Source organism: Bacteroidota bacterium (genome assembly GCA_034723125.1).
Classification (GTDB): domain Bacteria; phylum Bacteroidota; class Bacteroidia; order CAILMK01; family JAAYUY01; genus JAYEOP01.
This window is the reverse complement of the sequence record JAYEOP010000405.1, coordinates 1-2,270: the sequence shown is the minus strand read 5'-3', so window position 1 is coordinate 2,270 and position 2,270 is coordinate 1. Positions and strand designations below refer to the sequence as shown.

4 protein-coding genes are annotated in these 2,270 nt (G+C 32.9%); all 4 read left to right on the top strand.

Annotated features, from left to right (window positions below; genetic code table 11):
- Window positions 1-51 precede the first annotated feature (51 nt).
- The 4 genes from U9R42_10860 to U9R42_10845 all read left to right on the top strand — a co-directional run bounded on the left by U9R42_10860 (window position 52) and on the right by U9R42_10845 (window position 1,995).
- On the top strand, window positions 52-216 hold the full coding sequence (locus U9R42_10860) for a hypothetical protein (protein ID MEA3496525.1): 165 nt from the start codon (window positions 52-54) through the stop codon (window positions 214-216).
- A 95-nt stretch (window positions 217-311) separates the two neighbouring features.
- Window positions 312-836, top strand: a complete 525-nt coding sequence (locus U9R42_10855; GenBank protein ID MEA3496524.1) for a hypothetical protein — start codon at window positions 312-314, stop codon at window positions 834-836.
- A 449-nt stretch (window positions 837-1,285) separates the two neighbouring features.
- Window positions 1,286-1,633 carry a type II toxin-antitoxin system RelE/ParE family toxin gene (locus U9R42_10850; protein MEA3496523.1) on the top strand — a complete coding sequence of 116 codons (348 nt, stop codon included), beginning with the start codon at window positions 1,286-1,288 and terminating at the stop codon, window positions 1,631-1,633.
- A gap of 8 nt (window positions 1,634-1,641) precedes the next feature.
- On the top strand, window positions 1,642-1,995 hold the full coding sequence (locus U9R42_10845) for a helix-turn-helix transcriptional regulator (GenBank protein MEA3496522.1): 354 nt from the start codon (window positions 1,642-1,644) through the stop codon (window positions 1,993-1,995).
- Window positions 1,996-2,270 lie beyond the last annotated feature (275 nt).

The window sequence follows — 2,270 nt, the reverse complement described above, 5'->3', positions numbered from 1 at the left end:
CTAAATAAAATATAATTACTTTTGTGAGTATCAAAAGATATACATGAGATTATGTATAAGAAAAGTATAATTTATTTTTGTTCAAATTTATTAGGATATGAGAATATTAAAACAACAGAAATTTACACACATATTACTAGCAAAGAGCTTGACCTGTCTGCGTGCTACGCACAGGCAGGCGATATTGATAACCCGATGGATGATATGGACTTATAGGTTTTTGAGTATATCTAAACATAATGGAAATAAACGGAATATTCCGTTTATACTAATGTTGTGCCCCATTGTAAAGAAACCGAGAAACAATAGGAATGAATAAGATTTTATTGAAAATACTTTTAATAATTATTATAGGATTGATTCAAGCATTTCTGATGACTCGATATAATCCTGATTTGATTCCATTTGAAATATTTTTAGCGTTTGGTTTAACTGCTTTTGGACTACTAATTGGCTTTATAGTCTTGTTGACCGATTTTAAAAATAAACACAGCAAAAGAAATTCTGGATTGCTAATCATGTTCGCATTTCTTGCAGGACATGGAATTGGATTTTTAGCAATGCGTTATCAAGACTCTGAAAGAAGAGAGAATGCAACTTTAATAATAGAAAAATTGGATTTGTATTTTCAACAAAAAGAACATTATCCAGAAAAACTAACAGATTTAAAACCTGAATATTTAGAAAAAATACCAACGAGTAATTGGGGATTAGAAAGAATTGATTTTAAATACCAGTTTGATAGTTTAAATAGATATTATTCGATTGATTACAAAATTGGAACCGGTTGCGGCTGGACATATTTAAGTGGAGACGGTTGGCAATTTTATGATTAAGGAATGAAAAATGAAAAACAACGAGGGCACAATCGAGTAGGCGGCTGACGGAGTAATCTCCGCCAGTATTCCTTCGTTAAAACTACGGCTAACAAAGTGCACCTCTCACAATTTATCCCGCACCTTTTGGTCTGGACCACCAAGCCCTTCAACTTCGTTCATGATAAACCAAGCGAGTCTTACCGAAAGTATTCAGCACAGGCTGTACTTGGCGGTTCTTTAGATAAAAGAAAAAATTAATTGTGTTTTTGGATTAACATCTTTTTTAACCATAGAAAAAGTTGAGTAAAGCAGAAATAGCTTTATATTTGACAAAAAATTAATCGGTGGTTAGGGTTATTAGACAGACTGATGTTATGCTGCATTTATATAGAACATACCAAAAACTTAATTGCCACAAAGGGCAATATTTAAAATAAATATCATATCTTTGCAAAAAGAAAAGGTTTATGGACAAAAGGTATGAAATTTATTTATCACCAGAAGCACAGGATTTCTATGATACATTAGGGTTAAAAGAACAACGGAAAATAGACTTTGTAATCGACAAAATAGAATTGAACCTTTTTGGGGATTGGTTTAAGAAATTATCTGGCTCAAATGGGATTTGGGAAATGGTTGTTGACTTCAGGGGTGTATTTCACAGGCTTTTTTCATTTTTTGATACGGAAGAACCAAATGACCCATTGATAATTGTGACCCATGGTTTCAAGAAAAAAACAAACAAGACCCCGAAAAAAGAAATTGAAAAAGCCGAAAAATTTAGAAACAATTATTTTTCAGGACATAAAAAATAAATGACAAAATGGATAACAGACGAAAAAAATTAGAAAAAATGGGATTTGTTTCCCATGGCAGACATAAAGACAAAGTTTATGGGCCAAAAGGGAGTGGCACTCGGGAACAATATGAAAAAGACCTGAAAATTGAATTAATCGGAGACTTTTTGAAAAAGCTACGAAAACAAGAGAATTTGACCCAAGAACAATTGGCAGAATTAATGAAAATAGACAAGTCTTATATTTCAAAAATTGAAAACAACCTGAAAGAGACAAAATTTGGGACAATCCGGAGATATGTTGAAGCATTGAAGGTGAACAAAATGTCATTAAAACTGGAATTTAACAATGGAAATTCAGAGGTTCTTGAACTGATTTAATCCGACAAAACAATGAAAACGTAGCATAATCGAGTAGAGGGCTGATCCGTACGGACCAGTATTCCTTCGTTAAAACTACGGCTAACAAAGTGCAGCTCTCACAATTTATCCCGCACCTTTTGGTCGGGACCACCAAGCCCTTCAACTTCATTCAGGATAAACCAAGTAGGTCTTACCGAAAGTATTCAACGATTTTATTTTAGGAATAGATATTACATCACTTAAATTTAAAATCGAGTTTAAAATTGTACAACCAGGGAATATGTGGGTCAATA

Bases quoted from the DNA above. Each gene is read 5' to 3' on its own strand.
- U9R42_10855 (MEA3496524.1), top strand. From the start codon at position 312: ATGAATAAGATTTTATTGAAAATACTTTTAATAATTATTATAGGATTG.
- U9R42_10850 (MEA3496523.1), top strand. From the start codon at position 1,286: ATGGACAAAAGGTATGAAATTTATTTATCACCAGAAGCACAGGATTTC.
- U9R42_10845 (MEA3496522.1), top strand. From the start codon at position 1,642: ATGGATAACAGACGAAAAAAATTAGAAAAAATGGGATTTGTTTCCCAT.
- U9R42_10860 (MEA3496525.1), top strand. From the start codon at position 52: ATGTATAAGAAAAGTATAATTTATTTTTGTTCAAATTTATTAGGATAT.